General features: G+C 56.3%; 33 protein-coding genes. All 33 read left to right on the top strand.

Features of this window, described 5'->3' with window-relative positions:
• Positions 1–56 precede the first annotated feature (56 nt).
• Entirely contained in the window at positions 57–428 is a 372-nt protein-coding gene (gene rplL / locus BLU11_RS18240) for a 50S ribosomal protein L7/L12 (RefSeq protein WP_090275809.1), read from the top strand.
• 208 nt (positions 429–636) lie between these two features.
• Entirely contained in the window at positions 637–4,707 is a 4,071-nt protein-coding gene (gene rpoB, locus BLU11_RS18245) for a DNA-directed RNA polymerase subunit beta (protein WP_090275811.1), read from the top strand.
• Between the two features lie 65 nt (positions 4,708–4,772).
• Complete coding sequence (gene rpoC / locus BLU11_RS18250) at positions 4,773–8,972, top strand: DNA-directed RNA polymerase subunit beta' (RefSeq protein ID WP_090275813.1); 4,200 nt, start codon at positions 4,773–4,775, stop codon at positions 8,970–8,972.
• A 145-nt stretch (positions 8,973–9,117) separates the two neighbouring features.
• Complete coding sequence (gene rpsL, locus BLU11_RS18255) at positions 9,118–9,489, top strand: 30S ribosomal protein S12 (protein WP_036993737.1); 372 nt, start codon at positions 9,118–9,120, stop codon at positions 9,487–9,489.
• Between the two features lie 97 nt (positions 9,490–9,586).
• Positions 9,587–10,060, top strand: coding sequence for a 30S ribosomal protein S7 (rpsG, locus tag BLU11_RS18260; RefSeq protein WP_090275815.1), 474 nt, complete (start codon positions 9,587–9,589; stop codon positions 10,058–10,060).
• A gap of 21 nt (positions 10,061–10,081) precedes the next feature.
• On the top strand, positions 10,082–12,184 hold the full coding sequence (gene fusA / locus BLU11_RS18265) for an elongation factor G (protein ID WP_090275817.1): 2,103 nt from the start codon (positions 10,082–10,084) through the stop codon (positions 12,182–12,184).
• A 33-nt stretch (positions 12,185–12,217) separates the two neighbouring features.
• The gene (gene tuf / locus BLU11_RS18270) at positions 12,218–13,417 is read left to right on the top strand and encodes an elongation factor Tu (RefSeq protein ID WP_090275798.1); all 1,200 of its coding nucleotides are present in this window, start codon (positions 12,218–12,220) and stop codon (positions 13,415–13,417) included.
• Positions 13,418–13,574: 157 nt separating this feature from the next.
• Complete coding sequence (gene rpsJ, locus BLU11_RS18275) at positions 13,575–13,886, top strand: 30S ribosomal protein S10 (RefSeq protein WP_028614853.1); 312 nt, start codon at positions 13,575–13,577, stop codon at positions 13,884–13,886.
• A gap of 93 nt (positions 13,887–13,979) precedes the next feature.
• The gene (rplC, locus tag BLU11_RS18280) at positions 13,980–14,618 is read left to right on the top strand and encodes a 50S ribosomal protein L3 (RefSeq protein ID WP_090275819.1); all 639 of its coding nucleotides are present in this window, start codon (positions 13,980–13,982) and stop codon (positions 14,616–14,618) included.
• Between the two features lie 12 nt (positions 14,619–14,630).
• Positions 14,631–15,233, top strand: a complete 603-nt coding sequence (rplD, locus tag BLU11_RS18285; RefSeq protein WP_090275822.1) for a 50S ribosomal protein L4 — start codon at positions 14,631–14,633, stop codon at positions 15,231–15,233.
• A complete protein-coding gene (gene rplW, locus BLU11_RS18290; RefSeq protein WP_090275823.1) occupies positions 15,230–15,526 on the top strand; it encodes a 50S ribosomal protein L23 in 297 nt (98 codons plus the stop codon). The genes rplD and rplW overlap by 4 nt, the downstream gene beginning before the upstream one ends.
• Positions 15,527–15,541: 15 nt before the next feature.
• Positions 15,542–16,366 carry a 50S ribosomal protein L2 gene (gene rplB / locus BLU11_RS18295; protein ID WP_090275825.1) on the top strand — a complete coding sequence of 275 codons (825 nt, stop codon included), beginning with the start codon at positions 15,542–15,544 and terminating at the stop codon, positions 16,364–16,366.
• Positions 16,367–16,381: 15 nt separating this feature from the next.
• Positions 16,382–16,657 (top strand): 30S ribosomal protein S19, encoded by a 276-nt coding sequence (gene rpsS / locus BLU11_RS18300; RefSeq protein ID WP_090275827.1) that lies wholly within the window; start codon positions 16,382–16,384, stop codon positions 16,655–16,657.
• Between the two features lie 12 nt (positions 16,658–16,669).
• Entirely contained in the window at positions 16,670–17,002 is a 333-nt protein-coding gene (gene rplV / locus BLU11_RS18305; protein WP_090275830.1) for a 50S ribosomal protein L22, read from the top strand.
• 11 nt (positions 17,003–17,013) lie between these two features.
• Positions 17,014–17,694 (top strand): 30S ribosomal protein S3, encoded by a 681-nt coding sequence (gene rpsC / locus BLU11_RS18310; protein ID WP_090275833.1) that lies wholly within the window; start codon positions 17,014–17,016, stop codon positions 17,692–17,694.
• 11 nt (positions 17,695–17,705) lie between these two features.
• On the top strand, positions 17,706–18,119 hold the full coding sequence (gene rplP / locus BLU11_RS18315) for a 50S ribosomal protein L16 (protein ID WP_036993714.1): 414 nt from the start codon (positions 17,706–17,708) through the stop codon (positions 18,117–18,119).
• The gene (gene rpmC, locus BLU11_RS18320) at positions 18,119–18,310 is read left to right on the top strand and encodes a 50S ribosomal protein L29 (protein WP_036993711.1); all 192 of its coding nucleotides are present in this window, start codon (positions 18,119–18,121) and stop codon (positions 18,308–18,310) included. The genes rplP and rpmC overlap by 1 nt, the downstream gene beginning before the upstream one ends.
• Positions 18,311–18,312: 2 nt before the next feature.
• Positions 18,313–18,576, top strand: a complete 264-nt coding sequence (gene rpsQ / locus BLU11_RS18325; RefSeq protein ID WP_090275836.1) for a 30S ribosomal protein S17 — start codon at positions 18,313–18,315, stop codon at positions 18,574–18,576.
• Between the two features lie 44 nt (positions 18,577–18,620).
• Positions 18,621–18,989, top strand: coding sequence for a 50S ribosomal protein L14 (gene rplN / locus BLU11_RS18330; RefSeq protein WP_036993708.1), 369 nt, complete (start codon positions 18,621–18,623; stop codon positions 18,987–18,989).
• An 11-nt stretch (positions 18,990–19,000) separates the two neighbouring features.
• Entirely contained in the window at positions 19,001–19,315 is a 315-nt protein-coding gene (rplX, locus tag BLU11_RS18335; protein ID WP_090275839.1) for a 50S ribosomal protein L24, read from the top strand.
• A 17-nt stretch (positions 19,316–19,332) separates the two neighbouring features.
• Positions 19,333–19,872 carry a 50S ribosomal protein L5 gene (gene rplE, locus BLU11_RS18340; RefSeq protein WP_090275840.1) on the top strand — a complete coding sequence of 180 codons (540 nt, stop codon included), beginning with the start codon at positions 19,333–19,335 and terminating at the stop codon, positions 19,870–19,872.
• Positions 19,873–19,882: 10 nt separating this feature from the next.
• Positions 19,883–20,188 (top strand): 30S ribosomal protein S14, encoded by a 306-nt coding sequence (gene rpsN, locus BLU11_RS18345; protein WP_090275842.1) that lies wholly within the window; start codon positions 19,883–19,885, stop codon positions 20,186–20,188.
• 39 nt (positions 20,189–20,227) lie between these two features.
• Entirely contained in the window at positions 20,228–20,620 is a 393-nt protein-coding gene (rpsH, locus tag BLU11_RS18350; protein ID WP_090275844.1) for a 30S ribosomal protein S8, read from the top strand.
• Positions 20,621–20,632: 12 nt separating this feature from the next.
• Positions 20,633–21,163 (top strand): 50S ribosomal protein L6, encoded by a 531-nt coding sequence (gene rplF, locus BLU11_RS18355; protein ID WP_090275846.1) that lies wholly within the window; start codon positions 20,633–20,635, stop codon positions 21,161–21,163.
• 10 nt (positions 21,164–21,173) lie between these two features.
• The gene (gene rplR, locus BLU11_RS18360) at positions 21,174–21,524 is read left to right on the top strand and encodes a 50S ribosomal protein L18 (RefSeq protein WP_090275847.1); all 351 of its coding nucleotides are present in this window, start codon (positions 21,174–21,176) and stop codon (positions 21,522–21,524) included.
• A 10-nt stretch (positions 21,525–21,534) separates the two neighbouring features.
• Complete coding sequence (gene rpsE / locus BLU11_RS18365) at positions 21,535–22,038, top strand: 30S ribosomal protein S5 (protein ID WP_036993694.1); 504 nt, start codon at positions 21,535–21,537, stop codon at positions 22,036–22,038.
• 6 nt (positions 22,039–22,044) lie between these two features.
• The gene (gene rpmD / locus BLU11_RS18370; protein WP_090275850.1) at positions 22,045–22,227 is read left to right on the top strand and encodes a 50S ribosomal protein L30; all 183 of its coding nucleotides are present in this window, start codon (positions 22,045–22,047) and stop codon (positions 22,225–22,227) included.
• A gap of 3 nt (positions 22,228–22,230) precedes the next feature.
• Positions 22,231–22,665 (top strand): 50S ribosomal protein L15, encoded by a 435-nt coding sequence (rplO, locus tag BLU11_RS18375; protein ID WP_090275852.1) that lies wholly within the window; start codon positions 22,231–22,233, stop codon positions 22,663–22,665.
• 7 nt (positions 22,666–22,672) lie between these two features.
• Positions 22,673–24,001 carry a preprotein translocase subunit SecY gene (gene secY / locus BLU11_RS18380; RefSeq protein ID WP_090275855.1) on the top strand — a complete coding sequence of 443 codons (1,329 nt, stop codon included), beginning with the start codon at positions 22,673–22,675 and terminating at the stop codon, positions 23,999–24,001.
• Positions 24,002–24,025: 24 nt separating this feature from the next.
• A complete protein-coding gene (gene rpmJ / locus BLU11_RS18385) occupies positions 24,026–24,142 on the top strand; it encodes a 50S ribosomal protein L36 (RefSeq protein WP_076939769.1) in 117 nt (38 codons plus the stop codon).
• A gap of 172 nt (positions 24,143–24,314) precedes the next feature.
• Positions 24,315–24,671, top strand: a complete 357-nt coding sequence (gene rpsM, locus BLU11_RS18390; RefSeq protein ID WP_090275859.1) for a 30S ribosomal protein S13 — start codon at positions 24,315–24,317, stop codon at positions 24,669–24,671.
• A 20-nt stretch (positions 24,672–24,691) separates the two neighbouring features.
• Positions 24,692–25,081, top strand: a complete 390-nt coding sequence (gene rpsK, locus BLU11_RS18395; RefSeq protein WP_022962893.1) for a 30S ribosomal protein S11 — start codon at positions 24,692–24,694, stop codon at positions 25,079–25,081.
• A gap of 15 nt (positions 25,082–25,096) precedes the next feature.
• Positions 25,097–25,717: a 30S ribosomal protein S4 gene (gene rpsD / locus BLU11_RS18400; protein ID WP_090275861.1), complete on the top strand. Its 621-nt coding sequence runs from the start codon at positions 25,097–25,099 to the stop codon at positions 25,715–25,717.
• The last annotated feature ends 12 nt before the right edge of the window (positions 25,718–25,729 follow it).

Genomic DNA, 25,729 nt, shown 5'->3' on the forward strand with positions numbered 1-25,729 from the left:
GCTTTTAATGTTTTGACGACCCCAAGGGGCGTCCCCCAATACAGGAATATAGAGTCATGGCTCTGACCAACGAAGATATCATCAACGCAGTATCCGAAATGTCCGTTATGCAGGTTGTTGAACTGATCAGCGCAATGGAAGAGAAGTTTGGCGTTTCCGCCGCTGCTGCTGTTGCAGCTGGCCCGGCTGCTGGTGGCGCTGCTGCCGCTGAAGAGCAAACCGAATTCAACGTCATTCTGACCGCTGCTGGCGAGAAGAAAGTTAACGCCATCAAGGCAGTACGTGAGCTGACCGGTCTGGGCCTGAAAGAAGCCAAGGCTATGGTTGACGGCGCTCCTGCTACCGTTAAGGAAGGCGTTTCCAAGGATGAAGCCGAAGCAGCGAAGAAGACGCTGGAAGAGGCTGGTGCAACGGTCGAGCTCAAGTAAGCTTGCGCGACCTTGCGTCGACAATCTGATCAATAGTCAGATTGATGGCTGGTGGCCTGTGTGCCACCGGCCTTTTTCCGTTACAGCCTGAGATCGGGTTGTAACGGATCCACTCCAAGAGAGTGAGCAAGACGAGGTCTTGCAAGCATTTTCAGGCTTTCCCTTCAGGGGGAGCCAATCAAGCAGGTGACCAAGCTGGGGAACGCTGATGGCTTACTCATATACTGAGAAAAAACGTATCCGCAAGGACTTTGGCAAACTGCCGCATGTGATGGATGTGCCTTATCTGCTGGCGATTCAGCTGGATTCCTACCGGGAGTTCCTGCAGGCCGACGCAGGCAAGGACAACGTTCGTGATATCGGTCTGCACGCGGCCTTCAAATCTGTCTTCCCCATTATCAGCTATTCCGGTAATGCGGCGCTCGAGTATGTCGGTTACCGGTTAGGTGAGCCGGCTTTCGATGTCAAGGAATGCGTGCTGCGCGGTGTGACCTATGCGGTCCCGCTGCGGGTGAAAGTGCGCCTGATCATCTTTGATCGCGAATCCGCAAGCAAGGCGATCAAGGACATCAAGGAGCAGGAAGTCTACATGGGTGAAATACCCCTGATGACTGAGAACGGTACTTTCGTTATCAACGGTACCGAGCGTGTGATCGTGTCCCAGCTGCATCGCAGCCCGGGTGTGTTCTTCGACCATGATCGTGGCAAGACGCATAGCTCCGGCAAGCTGCTGTATTCCGCTCGCGTGATTCCCTACCGCGGGTCGTGGCTGGACTTCGAGTTTGACCCCAAAGATGCGGTGTTCGTCCGTATCGACCGTCGTCGCAAGCTGCCGGCGTCTGTGCTGCTTCGCGCGCTGGGTTATCAGACTGCAGAGATTCTCGACATTTTCTATGACACCAACAAGTTCGAAGTGCATGGCGAAAGTCTGCAGCTGGAGCTTGTGCCGCAGCGTCTGCGCGGTGAGATCGCCACCATCGATATCACCGATGGCAAAGGCAAGGTGATTGTCGAGAAAGGCCGCCGGGTTACCGCGCGCCACATCAATCAGTTGGAAAAGGCTGGCATCAATAGCCTGGAAGTGCCGTATGACTATCTGATCGGTCGTACCATCGCCAAAACCGTGGTACACCCAGCCACCGGCGAAATCCTCGTTGACGGCAACGCTGAGGTGACTGCCGACCTGATCGACAAGTTGCTCAAAGCTCAGGTTGACCACATCGAGACGTTGTATACCAACGACATCGATTGCGGTCCGTTCATCTCTGACACCCTGCGCATCGACAATACCACCACCCAGCTCGAAGCGTTGGTGGAAATCTATCGGATGATGCGTCCTGGCGAGCCGCCAACCAAGGATGCTGCCGAAACCCTGTTCAGCAATCTGTTCTTCAGCAGCGATCGCTATGATCTGTCTGCCGTTGGCCGGATGAAGTTCAACCGCCGCATCGGTCGTGAAGAGATCGAAGGGCCTGGTGTGCTGAGCAAGGAAGATATCATCGAGGTGCTCAAGACCCTGGTTGATATCCGTAACGGCAAGGGCGTGGTGGATGATATCGACCACTTGGGCAACCGTCGTATCCGCTCCGTCGGCGAAATGGCCGAGAACCAGTTCCGTGTGGGTCTGGTACGTGTTGAGCGTGCGGTCAAAGAACGTCTGTCCATGGCCGAAAGCGAAGGCCTCATGCCGCAGGATCTGATCAATGCCAAGCCGGTTGCGGCGGCAGTGAAGGAGTTCTTCGGTTCCAGCCAGCTGTCCCAGTTCATGGACCAGAACAACCCGCTGTCCGAGATCACGCACAAGCGTCGTGTATCTGCGCTTGGGCCAGGCGGTCTGACCCGCGAGCGTGCCGGCTTCGAAGTGCGTGACGTACACCCGACCCACTATGGTCGTGTATGTCCGATCGAAACCCCGGAAGGCCCGAACATCGGTCTGATCAACTCGCTGGCCACCTATGCGCGTACCAACGAATACGGCTTCCTGGAAAGTCCGTATCGTCGCGTCAAGGATGCGGTGGTGACCGACGAGATCGTGTTCCTGTCGGCCATTGAAGAATCTGATCATGTGATCGCCCAGGCCAGCGCCGAAGTTCGCGACGGCCGCCTGGTTGAAGAGCTGGTAACCGTTCGCCACATGAACGAATTCACCGTCAAGGCGCCGGAAGATGTGACCCTGATGGACGTGTCGCCGCGTCAGGTCGTGTCCGTGGCAGCCTCGTTGATTCCGTTCCTCGAGCACGATGATGCCAACCGCGCACTCATGGGTTCCAACATGCAGCGTCAGGCCGTCCCGACACTGCGTGCGGAGAAGCCGTTGGTGGGAACCGGCATGGAGCGCAACGTTGCCCGCGACTCCGGTGTTTGTGTGACCGCACGCCGCGGCGGGGTCATCGACTCTGTCGATGCCAGCCGTATCGTTGTACGGGTCAATGACGACGAAGTCGAGGCCGGTGAGGCCGGGGTGGATATCTACACCCTGACCAAGTACACCCGTTCCAACCAGAACACCTGCATCAACCAGCGTCCGCTGGTGAAAAAAGGTGAGCAGGTAACGGCCAAGGACATTCTGGCTGACGGTTCTTCCGTCGACATGGGTGAGCTGGCCCTGGGTCAGAACATGCGCGTAGCCTTCATGCCTTGGAACGGCTACAACTTCGAGGATTCCATCCTCGTGTCCGAGCGTGTGGTCCAGGAAGATCGATTCACCACTATCCACATCCAGGAACTGACCTGCGTATCCCGTGACACCAAGCTGGGGCCAGAGGAAATCACCTCCGACATCCCCAACGTCGGTGAAGCGGCACTGGGTAAGCTGGATGAAGCCGGTATCGTTTATGTAGGTGCGGAAGTTGGCACCGGCGACATTCTGGTCGGCAAGGTCACGCCCAAGGGCGAAACTCAGCTGACACCGGAAGAGAAGCTGCTGCGTGCGATCTTTGGTGAGAAGGCATCCGACGTCAAGGATACTTCCCTGCGTGTGCCGACTGGCACCAAGGGCACGGTTATCGACGTTCAGGTGTTTACTCGTGACGGCGTCGAGCGTGACTCGCGCGCGCTGGCTATCGAGAAAGAACAGCTGGATGAGATCCGCAAGGACCTGCAGGAAGAGTTCCGGATCATCGAAACGGCAACTTTCGAGCGTCTGAGCGCTGCGCTGATCGGTCACACTGCTGAAGGCGGTGCCGGTCTGAAGAAGGGCACCGAGCTGACAGCCGAGATTCTCGAGGGTATCGAGCGCGGCCAGTGGTTCAAGCTGCGCATGAGCGAAGACCATCTCAACGAACAGCTGGAGCTGGCGCAGACTTACATCATCGATCGCCGCAAACTGCTCGATGAGAAGTTCGAAGACAAGAAGCGCAAGCTGCAGCAGGGCGACGATCTGGCGCCTGGCGTACTGAAGATCGTCAAGGTCTACCTGGCTATCAAACGTCGCATCCAGCCCGGTGACAAGATGGCTGGTCGTCACGGTAACAAGGGTGTCATCTCGGTCATCATGCCGATCGAAGACATGCCCCATGATGAGAACGGTACGCCGGTGGATATCGTGCTCAACCCGCTGGGTGTACCGTCGCGGATGAACGTCGGTCAGATCCTGGAAACCCACCTGGGCCTCGCGGCCAAGGGTTTGGGCGAAAAGATCAACCTTATGCTGGAAGAGCAGCGCAAGGTGGCCGAACTGCGCGAGTTCCTTGACGAAGTCTATAACAAGGTGGGCGGTCGCCAGGAGAATCTGGAGTCGCTCAGCGACCAGGAGATCGTGGACCTGGCCAACAACCTGCGTGCCGGCGTGCCGATGGCGACGGCTGTATTCGACGGCGCCGAAGAAGTTGAGGTCAAGCACATGCTGCGCCTGGCGGACCTGCCGGACAGTGGGCAGATGCGTCTGACTGACGGTCGTACCGGTAATACCTTCGATCGCCCGGTCACCGTTGGCTACATGTACATGCTCAAGCTGAACCACTTGGTTGACGACAAGATGCACGCCCGCTCGACCGGTTCGTACAGCCTGGTAACACAGCAGCCGCTGGGTGGTAAGGCTCAGTTCGGCGGACAGCGTTTCGGTGAGATGGAGGTCTGGGCGCTGGAAGCCTATGGCGCAGCCTACACCCTGCAGGAAATGCTGACTGTCAAATCGGATGACGTGAATGGCCGGACCAAGATGTATAAAAACATCGTGGACGGTGACCATCGCATGGAGGCTGGCATGCCCGAGTCCTTCAACGTGTTGGTCAAGGAGATTCGTTCTCTGGCCATCGACATCGACCTGGAATCCGAATAACCATCGACTGCCCACGTCTCGGGCGGAGTTTCTCCGCCCTTGAGACACTGCGAGGAGTATAGGCCTTGAAAGACTTATTGAACCTGCTCAAGTCCCAAGGACAAGTTGAAGAGTTCGATTCCATTCGAATCGGCTTGGCATCACCGGAAATGATCCGGTCATGGTCCTACGGCGAAGTCAAAAAGCCGGAAACCATCAACTACCGGACATTCAAGCCGGAGCGTGACGGTCTGTTCTGCGCCAAGATCTTTGGCCCGGTAAAAGACTATGAGTGCCTGTGTGGCAAGTACAAGCGCCTCAAGCATCGCGGTGTGATTTGTGAAAAGTGCGGTGTTGAAGTCGCACTGGCCAAGGTCCGTCGTGAGCGCATGGGTCATATAGAACTGGCATCGCCGGTTGCGCATATCTGGTTCCTGAAGTCCCTGCCGTCCCGGATCGGACTGCTGCTGGACATGACCCTGCGTGATATCGAGCGGGTACTGTATTTCGAAAGCTACGTTGTGATCGAGCCCGGTCTGACCACGCTGGAGAAAGGCCAGCTGCTGAACGATGAGCAATACTTCGAGGCCCTCGAAGAGTTCGGTGACGAGTTCGACGCCCGCATGGGTGCCGAAGCCGTATTCGAGTTGCTGACCGCGATGGATCTGGAGCATGAGGTATCCCGCCTGCGCGAGGAAATTCCGCAGACCACCTCGGAAACCAAGATCAAGAAGCTGTCCAAGCGCCTGAAGCTGATGGAAGCCTTCCAGGGTTCCGGCAACAAGCCGGAATGGATGGTCATGACCGTACTGCCAGTACTGCCGCCGGATCTGCGTCCGCTGGTACCGCTGGACGGTGGCCGGTTCGCGACCTCCGACCTGAACGACCTGTATCGCCGGGTGATCAACCGTAACAACCGCCTGAAGCGGCTGCTGGACTTGTCCGCGCCGGATATCATCGTGCGCAACGAAAAGCGCATGTTGCAGGAATCGGTTGATGCGCTGCTGGACAACGGTCGTCGTGGTCGTGCCATTACTGGCACCAACAAGCGCCCGCTGAAGTCCCTGGCCGACATGATCAAGGGTAAGCAGGGTCGTTTCCGTCAGAACCTGCTGGGTAAGCGCGTCGACTATTCCGGTCGTTCGGTGATCGTTGTGGGGCCGACGCTGCGTCTGCACCAGTGCGGTCTGCCCAAGAAGATGGCGCTGGAACTGTTCAAGCCGTTCATCTTCGGCAAGCTGGAACACCGCGGTCTGGCGACCACTATCAAGGCCGCCAAGAAGATGGTCGAGCGTGAATTGCCCGAGGTTTGGGATATTCTCGCCGAAGTCATCCGCGAACACCCGGTACTGCTGAACCGCGCCCCGACCCTGCACCGTCTGGGTATCCAGGCATTCGAGCCGGTACTGATCGAAGGCAAGGCCATTCAGTTGCACCCGCTGGTATGTGCTGCGTACAACGCCGACTTTGACGGTGACCAGATGGCTGTTCACGTGCCGTTGACGCTGGAAGCCCAGCTGGAAGCGCGCGCGCTGATGATGTCCACCAACAACATCCTGTCGCCCGCCAGCGGTGAGCCGATCATCGTGCCGTCGCAGGACGTGGTACTGGGCTTGTATTACATGACCCGCTCGCGCATCAATGCGCGCGGTGAAGGTATGCGTTTCGCCAGTATCGCTGAGGTCGAGATGGCCTATCGCAGTGGTCAGGTCGATCTGCACGCGCTGGTCAAGGTGCGTATCGAAGAAACCATCAAGCACAAGGATGAGAGCTGGACCACCGAAACGCGCCTTCTCGACACCACTGCCGGTCGCGCGCTGCTGTTCCAGATTCTGCCCAAGGGCTTGCCGTTCGAGCTGGTTGACCAGCCGTTGAAGAAGAAGGCGATCTCCAAGCTCATCAATACCTGCTATCGGGTAGTGGGGCTTAAAGAGACCGTTATCTTCGCTGACCAGCTGATGTACACCGGCTTTGCCTACTCGACTATTTCCGGTGCTTCCATTGGTGTGAACGACTTCGTCATCCCTGATGAGAAGGCCCGCATCATCGAAGACGCTACCGCCGAGGTGAAGGAGATCGAAGACCAGTACGCGTCCGGTCTGGTTACCGCCGGCGAGAAGTACAACAAGGTCATCGACTTGTGGTCCAAAGCCAACGACGAGATTTCCAAGGCGATGATGGACAACCTCAAGTCCACCCGCGTGCTGGATCGCGAGGGCAATGAGGTCGAGCAGGAGTCTTTCAACTCCATGTACATGATGGCCGACTCCGGTGCCCGGGGTTCCGCCGCCCAGATCCGTCAGTTGGCCGGTATGCGTGGTCTGATGGCCAAGCCGGACGGCTCGATCATCGAGACGCCGATCGTCGCCAACTTCCGTGAAGGTCTGAACGTACTTCAGTACTTTATCTCCACCCACGGTGCGCGTAAGGGTCTGGCAGACACGGCATTGAAGACCGCCAACTCCGGTTACCTGACCCGTCGTCTGGTTGACGTGGCACAGGACCTGGTGATTACCGAAGTCGACTGTGGAACAGATCGCGGTCTGGTGATGAAGCCGCATATCGAAGGCGGTGATATTGTCGAGCCACTGGGTGAGCGCGTTCTGGGTCGAGTTATCGCCTCTGACGTGGTCAAGCCGGGTACCGAGGACGTCATCGTCGCCGGTGGTACTCTGATCGACGAGCAGTGGGTCGAATTTCTCGAGACCAACAGTGTCGATGAAGTGATCGTGCGTTCGCCGATTACCTGTGAAACCCGCTACGGCGTATGCTCCACCTGTTACGGTCGCGACCTGGCACGTGGTCACCAGATCAACATCGGTGAGGCGGTCGGTGTCATCGCGGCCCAGTCAATTGGTGAGCCGGGTACCCAGCTGACCATGCGTACGTTCCACATCGGTGGTGCCGCGAGCCGGACCGCTGCTCAGGACAGTATTCAGGTCAAGAGCGCCGGTACCATTCGTCTGCATAACCTGAAGCACGTGACCCGTGACGACGGCGCCCTGGTTGCCGTATCCCGTTCCGGTGAATTGGCGCTGGCGGACGAGTTCGGCCGTGAGCGTGAGCGTTACAAGCTGCCATACGGTGCTGTGATCTCGATTCACGAAGGGGACAAGGTGCAGGCCGGGCAGGTCGTTGCCAAGTGGGATCCGCACACCCACCCGATCGTGACCGAGATTGCCGGTACGGCGCACTTCGTCGGCATGGAGGAGGGGATCACCATCCGCCGCCAGACCGATGAGCTGACCGGTTTGACCAACATTGAGGTGATGGCGGTCCACGAGCGTCCGACTTCAGGTAAGGACATCCGTCCGACCGTGAAGCTGCTGGGTGCGGATGGCAAGGAATTGATGTTGCCGGGCACTGATGTGCCGGCCCAGTACTTCCTGCCCGAGAAGACACAGGTCAACCTGTCCGATGGAGTGCAGGTGAGCATCGGTGATGTGCTGGCACGTATTCCGCAGGAAACGTCCAAGACTCGCGATATCACCGGTGGTCTGCCGCGTGTTGCCGATCTGTTCGAGGCGCGTCGTCCGAAAGAGCCGTCGATCCTGGCGGAAATCAGCGGAACGATCTCCTTCGGCAAGGAAACCAAGGGCAAGCGTCGTCTGGTCATCACTCCGACCGATGGCAGTGATCACTACGAGGAGCTGATTCCGAAGTGGCGCCATCTGAACGTGTTTGAAGGTGAGCAGGTTACCAAGGGTGAGGTCATCTCCGATGGTCCGAGCAACCCGCACGACATCCTGCGCCTGTTGGGTGTCAGCGAGCTGGCCAAGTATATCGTCAACGAGATCCAGGACGTTTACCGCCTGCAGGGTGTGAAGATCAACGACAAGCACATCGAGGTGACTATCCGCCAGATGCTGCGCAAGGTCGAGATCACCGAGTCGGGCGATTCTAACTTCATCAAGGGCGATCAGGTCGAGTTGACCCAGGTCCTGGAAGAGAATGAAGCTCTGGCAGGGCAGGATAAATTCCTGGCCAAGTACGACCGTGTGCTGCTGGGTATCACCAAGGCATCGCTGTCGACCGAGTCCTTCATCTCGGCTGCCTCCTTCCAGGAGACCACGCGGGTATTGACCGAGGCTGCTGTTACCGGCAAGCGCGATCACCTGCGCGGTCTGAAGGAAAACGTGGTAGTCGGACGACTGATTCCGGCCGGTACCGGTCTGGCTTATCACGCCGAGCGCAAGCGTAAGCGCCTGGCGGACAAGCCGAGCAAGGTAAGTGCAAGTGAAGTCGAGCAGGCTTTGTCGGATGCGCTGAACTCCAGCAGCAATTGACAGGTGTCACCCGTCGTGGTGCATGGCGGGTGAGCTTGACGATCAGGGGAGGTCTCTATAGAATTCCGTACCCCTAAAATAGGCGGGGCATTTGGCCCTGCCGTTTTATTTAATATGTCCCAGGACATCAGTGGAGTTTTGCTAGATGGCAACAATCAACCAGCTGGTTCAAAAGCCGCGTAAGCGTGTTGCTGAAAAAAGCGACGTGCCTGCGCTGCAGAACTGCCCGCAGCGTCGTGGAGTATGTACTCGCGTATATACCACCACGCCGAAGAAGCCGAACTCGGCTCTGCGTAAGGTCTGCCGTGTTCGTCTGACCAACGGCTTTGAAGTTTCTTCGTACATCGGTGGTGAAGGCCACAACCTGCAAGAGCACAGCGTCGTCCTGATTCGCGGCGGCCGTGTAAAAGACTTGCCAGGTGTGCGTTACCACACTGTTCGCGGTTCGCTGGACACCTCCGGTGTCAAAGACCGTAAGCAGGGTCGTTCCAAGTACGGCGCCAAGCGTCCGAAGTAAATTTGAATTCATTTAACCTGAGTCGATAAGAGTAAGGTCAGGCGTAACGCAATTGTTGCAGTCCTGAGCTAACCTGAAGACCGTTTGAGGGCTTATCATGCCAAGACGTCGTGTAGCGGCAAAACGTGAGATCCTGCCAGAACCTAAATATGGCAGCCAGGTTCTCGCCAAATTCATGAACCATGTAATGGAAAGCGGCAAGAAGTCGACCGCCGAGCGCATCGTGTATGGTGCTCTGGAGAAGGTCAAAGAGCGCACCAAGACCGATGATCCGGTCGAGCTGTTTGAAAAGGCGCTCGATGCCATTGCTCCGTTGGTCGAGGTCAAATCTCGCCGTGTAGGTGGTGCCACCTACCAGGTTCCGGTTGAAGTGCGTCCCTCCCGTCGCAATGCTCTGGCGATGCGTTGGTTGGTAGATGCTGCCCGTAAGCGTGGCGAGAAGTCGATGGATCTGCGCCTTGCCGGCGAACTGCTTGATGCATCTGAGGGCAAAGGTTCTGCGGTCAAGAAGCGTGAAGACGTGCACCGTATGGCTGAAGCCAACAAAGCCTTTTCTCACTATCGCTTCTAAACAACGACTCAGGAGACTATCGTGGCTCGTACAACCCCGATCAATCTGTACCGAAATATCGGTATTTGTGCGCACGTCGATGCGGGCAAAACCACAACCACGGAACGGATCCTGTTCTACACCGGCGTCAACCACAAGATGGGCGAGACTCATGATGGCGCCAGTACCACTGACTGGATGGCCCAGGAGCAGGAGCGTGGTATTACCATCACCTCTGCTGCTGTAACCGCTTTCTGGCAGGGTTCTGAGAAGCAGTACAAGCAACACCGCGTCAACGTTATCGATACCCCCGGTCACGTTGACTTCACCATCGAAGTGGAGCGTTCGCTGCGCGTACTCGATGGTGCGGTTGTGGTTTTCTGTGGTACTTCAGGTGTTGAGCCGCAGTCCGAAACCGTATGGCGTCAGGCTAACAAGTACGGCGTGCCGCGTATCGTCTACGTGAACAAGCTGGACCGTCAGGGTGCCAACTTCCTGCGCGTCGTCGAGCAGATCAAGAAGCGCCTCGGCCATACGCCTGTGGCGATTCAGCTGCCGATCGGTTCGGAAGAGAATTTCGTTGGTCAGGTGGATCTGCTGCGCATGAAGGCAATCTACTGGAACGATGCCGACATGGGCATGACCTTCCGTGAGGAAGAGATCCCTGAGGATATGGCCGAGCTGGCTGCGGAATACCGTGAAAAACTGGTAGAAGCTGCTGCTGAAGCCAACGAAGAGCTGATGAACAAGTACCTGGAAGAAGGCGAGCTGACTCTCGAGGAAATCAAGGCCGGTCTGCGTCAGCGCACCCTGGCCAGCGAGATCGTCCCGGCTGTCTGTGGTTCTTCCTTCAAGAACAAGGGTGTTCCCCTGGTGCTTGATGCTGTCATCGACTTCCTGCCTGCTCCTGATGAAGTTGAAGCCATCAAGGGTGTGCACCCGGATGACGACGAAAAGACCGATCGGCGCATCTCCAGCGACGACGAGCCTTTCGCGGCGCTGGCCTTCAAGATTGCCACAGATCCCTTCGTCGGTACTCTGACCTTCGTTCGCGTTTATTCGGGTGTCCTGTCTTCGGGTGACTCCGTGATCAACTCGGTCAAGGGCAAGAAAGAGCGCGTTGGTCGTATGGTGCAGATGCAGGCGAACAACCGCGAAGAGATCAAGGAGTTGCGTGCTGGTGATATCGCTGCCCTGATCGGCATGAAAGATGTGACTACCGGTGACACCCTGTGTGATCTGGACAAGCAGATCGTTCTGGAGCGCATGGACTTCCCCGAGCCGGTGATTCACGTTGCCGTCGAGCCGAAGACCAAGGCTGACCAGGAGAAGATGGGTATCGCGCTGGGCAAGCTGGCTCAGGAGGATCCATCTTTCAGCGTCCGCACAGACGAAGAGTCTGGTCAGACCATCATCGGTGGTATGGGTGAGTTGCACCTGGATATTCTGGTTGACCGCATGAGACGCGAGTTCAACGTGGAAGCCAACATTGGCAAGCCGCAGGTGGCTTACCGTGAAGCGATTCGCAACACCTGTGAAATCGAAGGCAAGTTCGTGCGCCAGTCCGGTGGTCGTGGTCAGTTCGGTCACGTCTGGATTCGCTTCGAGCCGGCTGATGATGCTGCCGAAGGTTTGATCTTCGCCAGTGAGGTGGTTGGTGGTACGGTGCCGAAGGAATACATTCCTGCGGTGCAGAAGGGCATTGACGAGCAGATGAAAAACGGTGTTCTCGCCGGTTACCCGCTGCTTAGCCTCAAAGCAACCATCTTTGATGGTTCTTATCATGATGTTGACTCGAACGAGATGGCGTTCAAGATCGCTGCTTCCATGGCCACCAAGCAATTGGCCCAGAAGGGTGGTGCTGTTCTGCTCGAGCCCATGATGAAAGTAGAAGTAGTGACCCCCGAGGACTACATGGGTGACGTGATGGGTGACCTTAACCGTCGTCGTGGTCTGGTCCAGGGAATGGAAGATTCTCCTTCCGGGAAAATCATCCGTGCCGAGGTTCCGCTGGGTGAGATGTTCGGTTACGCCACGGATGTACGCTCCATGTCCCAGGGACGCGCGAGCTACGCCATGGAGTTTTCCGGATACGCCGAGGCTCCCTCGAACATCGTTGACGCTATTATCAAGAAGCAAGGCTGATTGCTTCCTGGCTAATTCAAGAGGTTACTAATCGTGGCAAAAGAAAAGTTTGAACGCAGCAAACCGCACCTGAACGTGGGCACCATCGGTCACGTTGACCATGGCAAAACCACTCTGACCGCTGCTCTGACCCGTGTATGCGCCGAAGTATTCGGTAGCGGCGGTTCTTCCAAGGGCTATGATCAGATCGACAACGCGCCGGAAGAGAAGGCTCGTGGTATCACCATCAACACGTCGCACGTTGAGTATGATTCCCCGACTCGTCACTACGCGCACGTTGACTGCCCGGGTCACGCTGACTACGTCAAGAACATGATCACCGGTGCTGCCCAGATGGACGGCGCTATTCTGGTCTGTTCCGCTGCTGACGGCCCCATGCCGCAGACTCGCGAGCACATCCTGTTGTCCCGTCAGGTTGGCGTTCCTTACATCGTCGTGTTCCTGAACAAGGCCGACATGGTTGATGATGAGGAGCTGCTGGAGCTGGTTGAGATGGAAGTGCGCGATCTGCTGAGCACTTACGACTTCCCCGGTGACGACACTCCGATCATCATCGGTTCCGCGCTGATGGCGCTGAACGGTCAGGACGACAACGGCATGGGCACTACCGCCGTCAAAACTCTGGTCGAGACTCTGGATGCCTACATCCCTGAGCCTGAGCGTGCCATCGACAAGCCGTTCCTGATGCCGATCGAAGACGTATTCTCCATTTCCGGTCGCGGTACTGTTGTGACTGGTCGTGTAGAGCGCGGCATCGTGCGTATCCAGGAAGAAGTGGAAATCGTTGGTATCAAAGATACCGTCAAGACCACTTGTACTGGTGTTGAAATGTTCCGCAAGCTGCTCGACGAAGGTCGTGCTGGTGAGAACGTCGGCGTCCTGCTGCGTGGCACCAAGCGTGAAGACGTAGAGCGTGGTCAGGTTCTGGCCAAGCCGGGCACCATCAAGCCGCACACTCAGTTCGAAGCTGAAGTGTACGTGCTGGGCAAGGATGAAGGCGGCCGTCACACTCCGTTCTTCAAGGGCTATCGTCCGCAGTTCTACTTCCGGACCACAGACGTGACCGGTTCCTGCGAACTGCCTGAAGGCGTGGAAATGGTCATGCCTGGCGATAACGTCAAACTGGACGTTACGCTGATCGCTCCGATCGCCATGGAAGACGGCCTGCGCTTCGCGATTCGCGAAGGTGGTCGTACCGTTGGCGCCGGCGTGGTTGCCAAGATCATCGCTTGATGATCTGAGCCATACGCAAAAGCCCCCGATTGATCGGGGGCTTTTGTATTATGGTTGACACTGGTCTGGCGCATCAGTAGAATTGCGCCTCCCTTGGATGGGCCTGCCCGCGTTTGGGTTGTGCTCTGAAGAATTGAAGCTTGGAGTTTCTGGTCAAATGCAGAACCAACAGATTCGTATTCGGTTGAAGGCTTTTGACCATCGCCTGATAGATCAATCAACCCAGGAAATCGTGGATACCGCGAAACGTACTGGGGCTCAGGTGCGTGGTCCGATACCTTTGCCGACACGCAAAGAGCGTTTTACAGTGCTGGTTTCTCCGCACGTCAACAAAGATGCCCGGGATCAATATGAAATCCGTACCCACAAACGGGTGCTGGATATCGTTCAGCCCACCGACAAGACTGTCGATGCGCTGATGAAACTGGACCTTGCAGCTGGCGTTGAGGTTCAAATCAGCCTCGGCTGATAGCCCCAAACGACGGGGGCTATAAGTCGTGCAACGCCCTGAAATGGGCGGCCATAGCGGGTAATAGCCCCGTGCACTCATGAGGTTTACAACATGACTATCGGTTTAGTCGGCCGGAAATGCGGTATGACCCGCGTTTTCACTGAAGATGGTGTTTCCATTCCTGTTACGGTGGTTGAAGTCGAGCCAAACCGTATCACTCAAGTCAAGTCCCTTGATGCGGACGGCTATCAAGCTGTTCAGATCACCGTGGGTGAGCGTCGCGCCAGTCGCGTCAGCAAGCCGATGGCCGGGCATTTTGCCAAAGCGAATACTGCTGCTGGTCGCAGCGTATGCGAGTTCCGCCTGGAAGAGGGCGCTGAATTCGACGCGGGTGCAGAACTCACCGTAAGCATCTTTGAAGCGGGCCAGAAAGTAGACGTTACCGGGCAGTCCAAAGGTAAGGGCTTTGCCGGTACCATCAAGCGCTGGAACTTCCGTGGACAGGATGCCACTCACGGTAACTCCCTGTCCCACCGTGTTCCGGGTTCCATTGGCCAGTGCCAGACCCCGGGTCGCGTATTCAAGGGCAAGAAAATGGCCGGTCACATGGGCGCCAGACAAGTGACTGTGCAGACCCTGGAAGTCGTACGCGTTGACGCCGAACGTAATCTGCTGCTCATCAAGGGCGCAGTGCCCGGCGCGCCAGGTAGCGACGTGGTTGTCCGCCCGGCAGTCAAGGCCAAGGGTTAAGGGGGAGTTAGCATGAATCTGAATGTAGCTGGTGCAAGCGCGATCGAAGTATCCGATCTGACCTTTGCCACCGAGTTTAACGAAACCCTGGTTCACCAAGCCGTTGTTGCCTATATGGCTGGTGGTCGTCAGGGCACCAAGCAGCAAAAGACCCGTTCTGAAGTGTCCGGTGGCGGCAAGAAGCCATGGCGTCAGAAAGGTACTGGCCGTGCTCGTGCCGGTACTATCCGCAGCCCGATCTGGCGCGGGGGCGGTACCACTTTTGCAGCTCGTCCGCGGGACCATGAGCAGAAGCTGAACAGGAAGATGTACCGCGGCGCCATGCGCTCGATCCTGTCCGAGCTGGTGCGTCTGGAGCGTCTGGTCGTGGTTGAGAGCTTCGCAGTTGAAGCGCCCAAGACCAAGGCTCTGGTAAGCAAGCTCAAGGAGCTGAGCCTGGAGAAGGTGCTGATCGTCACTGACAGCCTGGACACCAATCTGTACCTGGCTGCGCGCAACCTGCCCCATGTTGATGTACGTGATGTGCAAGGTTCTGATCCGGTCAGCCTGATCGCTTACGACAAGGTACTGATCACCGTGCCTGCTGTTAAGAAGTTCGAGGAGATGCTGGGATGAACCAAGAGCGCATTTTCAAAGTACTGCTCGGCCCACATGTATCCGAAAAGGCTACCGTGCTGGCTGACAGCAAAAACCAGTTTGTCTTCAAGGTGGACTCCACCGCGACCAAGCTGGAAATCAAGAAGGCCGTTGAGCAGTTGTTCAGCGTCAAGGTTGACAGCGTGTCGACCCTGAATGTCAAAGGCAAGACCAAGCAAACCGTTCGCGGCCTGGGCAAGCGTAATGACTGGAAGAAGGCGTATGTCAGCCTGCAAGCCGGTCAGGACCTCGACTTCGCCAGCGCTGAATAAGAGAGGGGGTACATCATGGCAATTGTTAAATGTAAACCTACTTCCGCTGGCCGCCGCTTCGTTGTAAAGGTCGTGAACTCGGACCTGCACAAAGGTGCTCCTTATGCACCTTTGCTTGAGAAGCAAAGCAAGTCTGGTGGACGTAACAATAATGGCCGCATCACCACGCGTCATCGTGGGGGCGGTCACAAGCAGCACTACCGTCTGGTCGATTTTCGTCGCAACAAGGATGGCATTCCAGCCACCGTTGAGCGTATCGAATACGATCCGAACCGTACCGCTCATATTGCTCTGCTGAAGTATGCCGATGGCGAGCGCCGTTACATCATCGCCCCTAAAGGCGTGACTGCCGGCGATCAGCTGATCTCGGGTGCCGATGCGCCGATCAAGGCTGGTAACACTCTGCCACTGCGTAATATCCCGGTGGGTAGCACTATCCACGCGATTGAGCTGAAGCCCGGCAAGGGTGCTCAGGTTGCTCGCAGCGCCGGCGCCTCCGTGCAACTGGTTGCTCGTGAAGGTGCCTATGTCACCGTTCGCCTGCGTTCCGGTGAAATGCGCAAGGTTCTTGGCGAGTGCCGTGCCACCCTGGGTGAGGCATCCAACGGTGAACACAGCCTGCGCTCACTCGGCAAGGCCGGTGCCACTCGCTGGCGTGGTGTTCGTCCTACCGTTCGTGGTGTTGCCATGAACCCGGTAGATCACCCGCATGGTGGTGGTGAAGGACGTACTTCTGGTGGTCGTCATCCGGTGTCGCCTTGGGGCTTCCCCACTAAGGGTGCCAAGACTCGGTCAAACAAGCGCACAGACAATATGATTGTCCGTCGTCGCAGCAAGTAATAGAGGGGAAACGACGTGCCGCGTTCTCTGAAGAAAGGTCCTTTTATCGATCTTCACCTACTGAAGAAGGTCGAAGTTGCAGCAGAAAAGAACGATCGCAAACCGGTGAAAACCTGGTCGCGCCGTTCGATGATTCTGCCGCAGATGGTCGGTCTGACCATCGCAGTACACAACGGTCGCCAACATGTTCCGGTTATCATTTCCGAAGACATGGTCGGTCACAAACTCGGCGAATTCTCTGCTACGCGGACCTATCGTGGTCACGTGGCAGACAAGAAAGCCAAGCGCTAAGGGGTTAGGAAGATGGAAGTAGCCGCTACCGCCAAGGGCGCCCGACTCTCTGCCCAGAAAGCTCGCTTGGTCGCCGACCAGATCCGCGGGAAGAAGGTTGATGAGGCCCTGAATCTGCTGACTTTCAGCAACAAGAAGGCCGCTGATGTCATCAAGAAAGTGCTCGAGTCGGCAATTGCCAACGCCGAGCATAATGATGGCGCAGACGTGGATGACCTCAAGGTCTCCACCGTGTTTGTCAACGAAGGTCGCTCTCTGAAGCGCATCATGCCACGTGCCAAAGGCCGTGCTGATCGCATCATCAAGCGGTCTTGCCATATCACGGTCAAGGTTGCTGACAAGTAGGAGTCGATCACATGGGTCAGAAAGTACATCCGACGGGCATTCGCCTCGGTATTGTTAAACAGCACACTTCGGTGTGGTACGCAGACGGTCGCACCTATGCGGACTATCTGAATACGGATCTGAAAGTACGTGCGTACATTCAGAATAAATTGAAGAGCGCTTCTGTCAGCCGCGTTGATATTCAGCGTCCGGCCCAGACTGCCCGCATCACTATTCACACTGCCCGTCCGGGTATCGTGATTGGCAAGAAGGGTGAGGACGTCGAGAAGCTGCGTCAGGAGCTGACCAGCCAGATGGGCGTACCGGTGCACATCAACATCGAAGAGATCCGCAAGCCGGAACTCGACGCTGCCCTGGTTGCACAGAACGTTGCTCAACAGCTGGAGCGTCGTGTGATGTTCCGTCGCGCTATGAAGCGTGCGGTACAGAACACCATGCGTATCGGTGGTAAAGGTATCAAGATTCAGGTCAGTGGTCGTCTTGGCGGTGCCGAGATTGCCCGTACCGAATGGTACCGTGAAGGCCGTGTGCCGCTGCACACTCTGCGTGCCGACATCGACTACGCAACCTATGAAGCCCACACCACATACGGTGTGATCGGTGTGAAGGTTTGGATTTTCAAAGGCGAGATCATTGGTGGTCAGCCCGAAGAAGTCAAAGCCGTCGCGACCAAGAAAAAAGCTGCTAAGTAAGGGGTACGCACATGTTACAACCCAAGCGTACGAAGTTCCGCAAGCAGATGACTGGCCACAACCGTGGTCTGGCTCATCGCGGCAGTAAAGTGAGCTTTGGCGAATACGCACTCAAATCCGTCAGCCGTGGTCGTTTGACCGCTCGTCAGATTGAAGCGGCGCGTCGTGCTCTGACTCGTCACGTGAAGCGTGGCGGTAAAATCTGGATCCGTGTCTTCCCTGACAAGCCGATCTCCAAAAAGCCTCTCGAGGTGCGGATGGGTAAAGGTAAGGGTAACGTCGAATACTGGGTAGCCCAGATTCAGCCGGGCAAGGTCCTGTATGAGATTGAAGGTGTTTCCGAAGAGCTGGCACGCGAGGCATTTGCCCTGGCTGCTGCCAAGCTGCCGCTGGCAACCACCTTCGTTAAGCGGACGGTGATGTGATGAAAGCGACAGAACTTCGTGAAAAATCTGCCGAGCAGCTGAACGAGCAGCTGCTTACCCTGCTGCGCGATCAGTTCAACCTGCGCATGCAGAAGGCAACCGGTCAACTGGGTCAGAGTCACCTGCTGAAGCAGACCAAGCGTGACATCGCTCGAGTCAAGACCGTGCTCAATCAGAAAGGTGGTAACTGATCATGGCCGAGAACATTGTAGTTCGTACCGTTACTGGCCGTGTGGTCAGCGACAAGATGGACAAAACCGTTACTGTTGTCATCGAGCGTCAGGTAAAGCACCCGCTGTACGGCAAGTACGTACGCCGTTCTACCAAACTGCATGCGCACGATGAAAACAACGAATGCCGCATCGGCGATCTGGTCACCATTCGGGAAACCCGTCCCTTGGCTAAAACCAAGAACTGGACCCTGGTGCAGATCGACGAGCGCGCGGCGCAAGTATAAGCCCCGCGCTGTTATAGCGGATTATTTAAGGGTCGGAGAAAGTTATGATTCAGACTCAATCCATGTTGGATGTAGCTGACAACAGTGGTGCACGTCGCGTTATGTGCATCAAGGTTCTGGGCGGTTCTCACCGCCGCTACGCCGGCATTGGCGATATCATCAAAGTTACCGTCAAGGAAGCAATTCCGCGCGGTAAAGTAAAGAAAGGCCAGGTGCTGACTGCTGTCATCGTGCGTACTCGTCACGGCGTTCGCCGTACCGACGGTTCGCTGATTCGTTTTGATGGCAACGCTGCTGTTCTGCTCAACAACAAGAATGAGCCGATCGGTACCCGCATCTTTGGGCCAGTGACGCGTGAACTGCGTAATGAGCAGTTCATGAAGATCGTTTCCCTCGCGCCCGAAGTGCTGTAAGGAGCTCGGTCATGCAAAAGATCAAACGTGACGACGACGTAATCGTCATCGCCGGTAAAGACAAAGGCAAGCGCGGTAAGGTCCAGAAGGTCCTGACTGACGATCGCCTGGTTATCGCTGGCGTCAACATTATCAAACGCGCTACCAAGCCGAATCCCATGGCTGGTGTGCAGGGCGGTATTGTTGAAAAGGAGGCGCCAATCCACGTCTCCAACGTGGCTATCTTCAACCCTGAGACCAGCAAGGCCGACCGCGTCGGCTTCAAGGTCGAAGACGGTAAGAAGGTTCGTATTTTCAAGTCGACCCAAAAAGCGGTCGACGCTTGAGAATCTAGGTGCTTACCATGGCAAGATTGAAAGAGCATTACCGGAGCAACCTGGTTCCCCAGATCAAGGAAGAACTTGGCCTGGCGAACGTGATGGAAGTTCCGAAGATCACCAAGATCACCCTGAACATGGGTCTTGGTGAAGCGGTAGGCGACAAGAAAGTCATTGAAAACGCTCTGGCTGACCTGGAGAAGATCACTGGCCGTAAAGGCATCGTGACATACTCCCGCAAGTCGATTGCCGGCTTCAAGATTCGTGACGGCTGGCCGATCGGTGTCAAAGTGACATTGCGTCGTGAACAGATGTATGAGTTCCTGGATCGTCTGCTGTCGATCTCGCTGCCTCGCGTACGTGACTTCCGTGGTCTGAATGCCAAGTCCTTCGACGGTCGTGGCAACTACAGCATGGGCGTCAAGGAGCAGATCATCTTCCCGGAAATCGATTACGACAAGATCGATGCCCTGCGTGGTCTGGACATCACTTTGACCACCACCGCTCGGACGGATGACGAAGGTCGCGCGCTGCTGCGTGCGTTCAAGTTCCCGTTCCGTAACTAGGAGTCAGGTAATGGCTAAAGTCAGCATGAAGAACCGCGAGGCCAAACGGGCTCGTCTGGTTGCCAAGTACGCTGCCAAGCGTGCTGAGCTCAAGGCCACCGTAGGCAACGTCAACGCATCTGTTGAAGATCGTTGGAATGCCCAGGTAGCCCTGCAGAAACTGCCGCGTGATGCGAGCCCGGTCCGTCAGCGTAACCGCTGCCGCATCACTGGCCGTCCGCACGGCGTATACCGCAAATTCGGTCTTTCGCGCATCAAACTGCGTGAAGCTGCCATGCGCGGTGATGTACCCGGTCTGGTCAAGGCCAGCTGGTAAACAAGACCTTAATTACTCAGTTTCAGGAGCACAAAGCCCATGAGTATGCAGGACCCGTTAGCCGATATGCTAACCCGTATCCGTAATGCCCAGATGGCTGAAAAGTCCAGTGTCAGCATGCCTTCGGCAAAGCTGAAGGTGGCTGTCGCCAAAGTACTTAAAGAAGAAGGCTATGTAGCCGGTTACGAAGTGCAGGGCGATGCCAAGCCTGTGCTGTCGATCGAGCTCAAGTACTTCGAAGGCAAGCCGGTAATCGAAGAAGTGAAGCGCGTCAGCCGTCCCGGCCTGCGCCAGTACAAGTCCGTTGACCAGATTCCTAAGGTCAAGGGTGGGCTGGGTGTCTCGATCGTCTCCACCAACAAAGGTGTCATGACTGATCGCGCTGCTCGCGCTGCCGGTATCGGCGGTGAAGTACTCTGCACCGTATTCTGATAGGGGGTTACGATGTCTCGCGTCGCTAAGAACCCTGTCACTTTGCCACAGGGTGTAGAAGTAAAGATCGATGGTCTGGATGTTTCCGTCAAGGGCCCCAAGGGCTCGTTGGCGCTGAATCTGCATCCCGCCGTTGAAGTAGTTCAGGAAGAGGGAGTTCTGCGTTTTGCTCCCGCTCCTGGCAGTGTCAATGCAGCCATGGCCGGCACTACACGTGCACTGGTCAACAACATGGTTGTCGGCGTCAGCCAAGGTTTCGAGCGCAAGCTGCAGCTGGTTGGTGTAGGATACCGGGCTCAGGCCAAAGGACAGGTGCTGTCCCTGGCTCTGGGTTTCTCCCACCCAATCGATTATCAGCTGCCTGAGGGTATTTCGGTTGAAACCCCAAGCCAGACTGACATTGTCATCAAAGGTATCGACAAGCAACTGGTCGGTCAGGTAGCTGCGGAAATTCGTGATTTCCGTCGCCCAGAGCCTTATAAGGGCAAGGGTGTTCGCTACTCCGACGAGATCGTGCGTCGTAAAGAAGCCAAGAAGAAGTAGGGCATAGAAAATGAGCGATAAAAAAGTTATTCGTCTCCGTCGAGCTCGTCGTTCGCGTCTGAAAATGCGCGAGCTGGAAGCCGTACGTCTGTGCGTGTACCGTTCTTCGCAGCACATGTACGCACAAGTGATCTCGGCCGACGGTTCCAAGGTTCTGGCCAGTGCCTCCACCCTTGACTCGAACTTGCGCAGTGGCACTACAGGCAATATCGAAGCCGCTAAACAAGTGGGTCTTCTGGTTGCTGAGCGTGCCAAGGCCGCCGGTGTAACTCAGGTCTCCTTCGACCGTTCCGGCTTCAAGTATCATGGCCGCGTGAAAGCGCTGGCCGACGCCGCTCGTGAAGGCGGGCTGGAATTCTAAGGGTAGAGCTATGGCTAATTTCGATCAAAAGCGTGACGAAGGTTACATCGAGAAACTCGTACAGGTTAACCGCGTCGCCAAAGTAGTTAAGGGCGGTCGGATCTTTGCCTTCACAGCGCTGACAGTAGTCGGCGACGGCAATGGTCGCGTGGGTTTCGGACGTGGCAAGGCGCGTGAAGTGCCTGCCGCCATCCAGAAAGCCATGGAAGCCGCACGTCGTAACATGATTCAGGTAGATCTGAATGGCACTACCATTCAGTACCCCCTGCGAGCTGCACATGGCGCCTCCAAGGTCTTCATGATGCCTGCCTCGGAAGGTACCGGTGTTATTGCCGGTGGCGCGATGCGTGCCGTTCTGGAAGCCGCTGGCATCCATAACGTACTGGCTAAATGTTACGGTTCCACCAACCCGGTCAACGTCGTTCAGGCTACCTACAAGGGTCTGAAGTCAATGCAGTCTCCCGACTCTGTTGCGGCCAAGCGTGGCAAGACCGTCGAAGACATCGTGGGGTAAGCTGGCATGGCTAATGCAAAAATCAAAGTGACCCTGTTCAAGAGCGTGATCGGGCGTCTGCCGAGCCACAAGGCTTCCGTCAAGGGGCTGGGTCTGCGTCGCATCGGTCATACCGTCGAAGTCGAAGATACTCCGGCTAACCGTGGGATGATCAATAGTGTCTCCTACATGGTCCGAGTTGAGGGTTAAGACATGAAACTTAATGATCTGAGTTCCGCGCCCGGTTCACGCCCAGCCAAGCTGCGCGTCGGTCGTGGTATCGGCAGCGGCCTGGGCAAGACTGCCGGCCGCGGTCACAAAGGTTTGACTTCCCGCTCTGGCGGTAAGGTCGCTCCCGGTTTCGAGGGTGGTCAACAGCCGTTGCACCGTCGTCTGCCGAAGTTCGGCTTTGTTTCCAGAATCGGTATGGTCACCACCGAGATCCGCACCAGCGAGCTGAACAAGCTGGATGTTGATGTCATCGACCTGCAAGCTTTGAAAGATGCCAATATCATTGGCGACAAGTTTGCACGGGCCAAGGTTGTTCTTTCCGGCGATGTAACCAAAGCGGTTACTATCAAGGGGCTGAAGGCAACCAAGGGTGCTCGTGCAGCGATCGAAGCAGCTGGCGGCAAGATCGAGGAATAAGGACTACATGGCTAAGCAAGGCGCTCTCTCTGGAATGAATCAAGGCGGCCTGACGGAACTGTGGGGGCGCTTGCGCTTCCTGTTCCTGGCAATCATCGTTTACCGAATCGGCGCGCATATACCGGTGCCCGGTATCAACCCTGATCGCCTGGCTGATATGTTCAGACAGAATGAGGGGACCATTCTTAGCCTGTTCAACATGTTTTCCGGTGGTGCCCTGGAGCGGATGAGTATCTTCGCTCTGGGGATCATGCCTTACATCTCTGCATCGATCATCATGCAGCTGATGACGGCGGTGAGTCCCACGCTGGAACAGTTGAAAAAAGAAGGCGAGTCCGGTCGCCGCAAGATCAGCCAGTACACTCGTTATCTCACGCTGGTTCTGGCATTGATCCAGGCAGTAGGGATGTCGGTCGGTCTCGCTAGTCAGGGCGTGGCCTTTGCCAACGATTTTGGCTTCTATTTCATAGCAGTCACTACCTTCGTGGCCGGTGCCATGTTCATGATGTGGCTGGGTGAGCAGATTACCGAGCGCGGTGTTGGCAATGGTATATCCATGCTGATCTTCGCCGGTATCGTTGCCGGCTTGCCCGGCGCGATAGGGCAGTCCTTCGAGGCGGCTCGTCAGGGCGATATCAATATCTTCGCACTGATTGCGATTGCCTTGCTGGCTCTGGCGATGATTGCGTTCGTGATCTTTGTTGAGCGTGGTCAGCGGCGGATAACCGTGAACTACGCCAAACGGCAACAGGGTCGCAAAGTGTTTGCCGCTCAGACCAGTCATTTGCCGTTGAAGGTCAACATGGCTGGGGTGATTCCGGCGATTTTCGCCAGCAGCATCCTGTTGTTCCCGGCTTCGTTGGGAACCTGGTTCGGTCAGGGTGACGGTATGGGTTGGCTGCAGAGCCTGTCCCAGGCTATTGCCCCGGGTCAGCCGTTGAACATCATACTGTTCAGTGCGGGGATTATTTTCTTCTGCTTCTTCTATACAGCGTTGATGTTCAACCCCAAGGATGTGGCTGACAATCTGAAGAAGTCAGGCGCTTTCATTCCGGGTATCCGCCCGGGTGAGCAGTCCGCCCGTTATATCGATGGTGTACTGACTCGCTTGACCATGTTCGGTGCCCTGTACATGACTGCGGTCTGTTTGCTGCCGCAGTTCCTGGTGGTTTCGGCCAACGTGCCGTTCTATCTGGGTGGGACCTCGTTGTTAATCGTCGTTGTGGTTGTTATGGACTTCATGTCCCAAGTACAATCGCACCTCGTTTCTCAGCAGTATGAGTCTCTTTTGAAGAAATCGAACCTGAAAGGCTACGGCAGCGGCATGCTGCGCTGATATTTCAGGATTCTGGAGAACGTTATGAAAGTTGCAGCATCAGTCAAGAAGCTTTGCCGTAACTGCAAAATCATCCGCCGCAATGGCAGCGTGCGGGTAATTTGCAGTGCTGAGCCTCGTCACAAGCAGCGCCAAGGTTGATCTTTCAACCCGCGCTGATTGAAGACTACGTCTCAGGATAACCGCCGCCCGACCAGTTAACTGGTCGGGTGGTTGATTTTTTTATATGTTAGCGCTACCCTACTGCACCCTTTTTCACGCAACCTTGTTACGTTTGGGTTGAGTCAGGTAGCTGTCAGACGGAGTAATTTGGATGGCCCGTATTGCAGGCGTCAACATCCCGGATAACAAGCATGCTGTTATCTCTCTGACCTATATCTTTGGTATCGGTCAAACCAAGGCACAACAGATCTGTGCCGCCACTGGCATTGAGCCCAGTGTAAAAATCAAGGATCTAAGCGAGGAGCAGATTGATCTGCTGCGTAACGAGGTTGCCAAGAGTAACACCGAAGGTGACCTGCGCCGCGCGATCAATATGAACGTCAAGCGTCTTATGGATCTTGGCTGCTATCGCGGCCTGCGTCATCGTCGTGGTCTTCCGGTCCGCGGCCAGCGCACCAAGACCAACGCTCGTACCCGTAAAGGTCCGCGCAAGCCGATCCGTAAGTAATCGCGAAGGAATATACAGATATGGCTAAGCCTGCTGCTCGTGTTCGTAAAAAAGTCAAAAAGACAGTGGTTGATGGTATCGCCCACATCCATGCGTCTTTTAACAACACCATCATCACCATCACCGACCGTCAGGGCAATGCTCTGAGCTGGGCGACTTCCGGTGGTTCCGGTTTCCGTGGTTCGCGTAAAAGCACTCCCTTTGCTGCCCAAGTGGCTGCTGAGCGTGCTGGTCAGGCGGCTCTGGAATACGGCCTCAAAAACCTCGACGTTAATGTGAAGGGCCCTGGCCCGGGACGTGAATCCGCAGTACGTGCGCTGAACTCTTGTGGTTACAAGATCAGCGGCATTACTGATGTCACCCCCATCCCACATAACGGTTGTCGCCCGCCCAAGAAGCGCCGCGTGTAATCAGGAGACGGTAAAATGGCTAGATATATTGGTCCCAAATGTAAGCTGTCTCGTCGCGAAGGCACTGATCTGTTCCTCAAGAGCGGTGTTCGCGCCCTTGATTCCAAGTGCAAGCTGGAGAGTCCTCCTGGCGTGCATGGTCAGCGTCGCGGTCGTCTCTCAGAGTACGGCACTCAATTGCGCGAGAAGCAAAAAGTTCGTCGTATCTACGGCATTCTCGAACGTCAGTTCAGCAACTACTACAAGGAAGCTGCCCGTCTGAAGGGCGCGACCGGCGAGAATCTGCTGCAACTGCTCGAGCGTCGTCTGGATAACGTTGTGTACCGTATGGGCTTTGGCTCCACACGTGCCGAAGCTCGTCAGCTGGTTTCCCACAAAGCGATCAGCGTCAATGGCAAAACCGTGAACATCGCTTCTTACCTGGTTTCCCCGGGTGACGTGGTTGCCGTTCGCGAGAAGGCCAAGAACCAGCTGCGTATTGGTGGCTCGCTGGATCTGGCGGCTCAGCGCGGCCAGGCAGAGTGGCTGGAAGTGGACACCGCCAAGAAGGAAGGTGTCTTCAAGAGCCTGCCCGCACGGAGTGATCTGTACGCCGACATCAACGAAAACCTGATCGTCGAGCTCTACTCCAAGTAAGCGATAGTCAGC

It is taken from the genome of Halopseudomonas litoralis, assembly GCF_900105005.1.
In the GTDB taxonomy this organism is placed as follows: domain Bacteria; phylum Pseudomonadota; class Gammaproteobacteria; order Pseudomonadales; family Pseudomonadaceae; genus Halopseudomonas; species Halopseudomonas litoralis.

Coding starts and splice junctions, on each gene's coding strand:
- rpsJ (WP_028614853.1), top strand. CDS start 13,575: ATGCAGAACCAACAGATTCGTATTCGGTTGAAGGCTTTTGACCATCGC.
- rplF (WP_090275846.1), top strand. CDS start 20,633: ATGTCTCGCGTCGCTAAGAACCCTGTCACTTTGCCACAGGGTGTAGAA.
- rpmC (WP_036993711.1), top strand. CDS start 18,119: ATGAAAGCGACAGAACTTCGTGAAAAATCTGCCGAGCAGCTGAACGAG.
- rpsQ (WP_090275836.1), top strand. CDS start 18,313: ATGGCCGAGAACATTGTAGTTCGTACCGTTACTGGCCGTGTGGTCAGC.
- rplW (WP_090275823.1), top strand. CDS start 15,230: ATGAACCAAGAGCGCATTTTCAAAGTACTGCTCGGCCCACATGTATCC.
- rpsD (WP_090275861.1), top strand. CDS start 25,097: ATGGCTAGATATATTGGTCCCAAATGTAAGCTGTCTCGTCGCGAAGGC.
- rpsN (WP_090275842.1), top strand. CDS start 19,883: ATGGCTAAAGTCAGCATGAAGAACCGCGAGGCCAAACGGGCTCGTCTG.
- rpmD (WP_090275850.1), top strand. CDS start 22,045: ATGGCTAATGCAAAAATCAAAGTGACCCTGTTCAAGAGCGTGATCGGG.
- rpsM (WP_090275859.1), top strand. CDS start 24,315: ATGGCCCGTATTGCAGGCGTCAACATCCCGGATAACAAGCATGCTGTT.
- rplO (WP_090275852.1), top strand. CDS start 22,231: ATGAAACTTAATGATCTGAGTTCCGCGCCCGGTTCACGCCCAGCCAAG.
- rpsE (WP_036993694.1), top strand. CDS start 21,535: ATGGCTAATTTCGATCAAAAGCGTGACGAAGGTTACATCGAGAAACTC.
- rplX (WP_090275839.1), top strand. CDS start 19,001: ATGCAAAAGATCAAACGTGACGACGACGTAATCGTCATCGCCGGTAAA.
- rplC (WP_090275819.1), top strand. CDS start 13,980: ATGACTATCGGTTTAGTCGGCCGGAAATGCGGTATGACCCGCGTTTTC.
- rplN (WP_036993708.1), top strand. CDS start 18,621: ATGATTCAGACTCAATCCATGTTGGATGTAGCTGACAACAGTGGTGCA.
- rpsK (WP_022962893.1), top strand. CDS start 24,692: ATGGCTAAGCCTGCTGCTCGTGTTCGTAAAAAAGTCAAAAAGACAGTG.
- rplP (WP_036993714.1), top strand. CDS start 17,706: ATGTTACAACCCAAGCGTACGAAGTTCCGCAAGCAGATGACTGGCCAC.
- rpmJ (WP_076939769.1), top strand. CDS start 24,026: ATGAAAGTTGCAGCATCAGTCAAGAAGCTTTGCCGTAACTGCAAAATC.
- rplE (WP_090275840.1), top strand. CDS start 19,333: ATGGCAAGATTGAAAGAGCATTACCGGAGCAACCTGGTTCCCCAGATC.
- rplB (WP_090275825.1), top strand. CDS start 15,542: ATGGCAATTGTTAAATGTAAACCTACTTCCGCTGGCCGCCGCTTCGTT.
- rpsL (WP_036993737.1), top strand. CDS start 9,118: ATGGCAACAATCAACCAGCTGGTTCAAAAGCCGCGTAAGCGTGTTGCT.
- rpsC (WP_090275833.1), top strand. CDS start 17,014: ATGGGTCAGAAAGTACATCCGACGGGCATTCGCCTCGGTATTGTTAAA.
- rplD (WP_090275822.1), top strand. CDS start 14,631: ATGAATCTGAATGTAGCTGGTGCAAGCGCGATCGAAGTATCCGATCTG.
- rpsH (WP_090275844.1), top strand. CDS start 20,228: ATGAGTATGCAGGACCCGTTAGCCGATATGCTAACCCGTATCCGTAAT.
- rplV (WP_090275830.1), top strand. CDS start 16,670: ATGGAAGTAGCCGCTACCGCCAAGGGCGCCCGACTCTCTGCCCAGAAA.
- rpsG (WP_090275815.1), top strand. CDS start 9,587: ATGCCAAGACGTCGTGTAGCGGCAAAACGTGAGATCCTGCCAGAACCT.
- rplR (WP_090275847.1), top strand. CDS start 21,174: ATGAGCGATAAAAAAGTTATTCGTCTCCGTCGAGCTCGTCGTTCGCGT.
- rplL (WP_090275809.1), top strand. CDS start 57: ATGGCTCTGACCAACGAAGATATCATCAACGCAGTATCCGAAATGTCC.
- rpoB (WP_090275811.1), top strand. CDS start 637: ATGGCTTACTCATATACTGAGAAAAAACGTATCCGCAAGGACTTTGGC.
- secY (WP_090275855.1), top strand. CDS start 22,673: ATGGCTAAGCAAGGCGCTCTCTCTGGAATGAATCAAGGCGGCCTGACG.